The following is a 1052-nucleotide window of genomic DNA, read 5'->3' as shown; positions in this document are numbered from 1 at the left end:
CTAAAGCGGGATGGGGTTAGGTTGAATCGATTTAGGATTCCCAAATCAGGTTGTTTCTGATTCATCATGCTGGCTGGACGGAGGCCAGCATGGATGGGCAAGCCGTATTCTCTGGATCTTCGCAGGCGTGTAGTGGCTGCAATCGAGGGCGGGATGTCCCGCAATCAGGCGGCCAAGCAGTTTGGAGTAGCAATCAGCACGGCTATTGGTTGGATGCAGCGGGTCGAGGAGACCGGCAGCGTTGAGCCTGGTCAGATGGGCGGTCACAAGCCGAAGGCGGTTTCGGGAGACCACGCGGTTTGGCTGTCGCAACGGATCAAGGACGGCGATTTCACCATACGGGGCCTCGTTGCCGAGCTTGCCGGACGTGGCCTGAAGGTCGACTACCATTCAGTGTGGGATTTCGTGCACGCCGAGAAGCTCAGCTTCAAAAAAAAGCGTGGCGGCTGGCGAACGCGATCGACCCGAGGTCGCGCGGCGGCGAGCCCAGTGGACAAAATATCAAGGACGCGTCGAAGCTGAGCGGCTGGTCTTCATTGACGAGACCTGGACCAGGACCGATATGGCGCCCTTGCGAGGATGGGCGCCGCGCGGGAGTAGACTTCACGCCAAGGTTCCCCATGGCCGCTGGAAGACCATGACTTTCCTGGCGGCCCTGCGTCATGACCGGATCGATGCGCCATGGTTCATCGAAGGACCGATCGATGGCGTGAGCTTTCGCACCTATGTCGAGAAGGTCCTTCTGCCCGTCCTTCGACCCGGCGATATCGTCGTCCTGGATAACCTCGGCAGCCACAGGAGCAAAGCAGTTCGCCAACTCATCCGTTCGGTCGGTGCCAAGCTCTTCTTCCTGCCAAAATACTCGCCAGACCTGAATCCGATCGAACAGGTCTTTGCCAAGCTCAAGCACCTCGTCCGCAAAGCTGCCGCCCGAACCGTCGACGCGGTCTGCGCCGCAATCAGCCACGCACTCGATGCCTTCACATCCGAGGAATGCGCCAACTACCTGAAAAATTCAGGCTATCGGACCTAATGCCATCACGCTTTAGCGC

Annotated in this window: 1 protein-coding gene; it reads left to right on the top strand. The window is 59.0% G+C overall.

Features of this window, described 5'->3' with window-relative positions; genetic code table 11:
- Window positions 1-93 precede the first annotated feature (93 nt).
- A protein-coding gene (locus tag ACZBJS_RS42550; RefSeq protein WP_463440337.1) for an IS630 family transposase occupies window positions 94-1033 on the top strand; the annotation gives its coding sequence in 2 pieces (ribosomal slippage) (window positions 94-429 and window positions 431-1033; 939 coding nt in all).
- Window positions 1034-1052: the final 19 nt, after the last annotated feature.

This window comes from Bradyrhizobium sp. KZN70725, from assembly GCF_055264925.1.
Note: the sequence above shows the minus strand (reverse complement) of the source record. Positions and strands in the feature narration are given on the sequence as shown.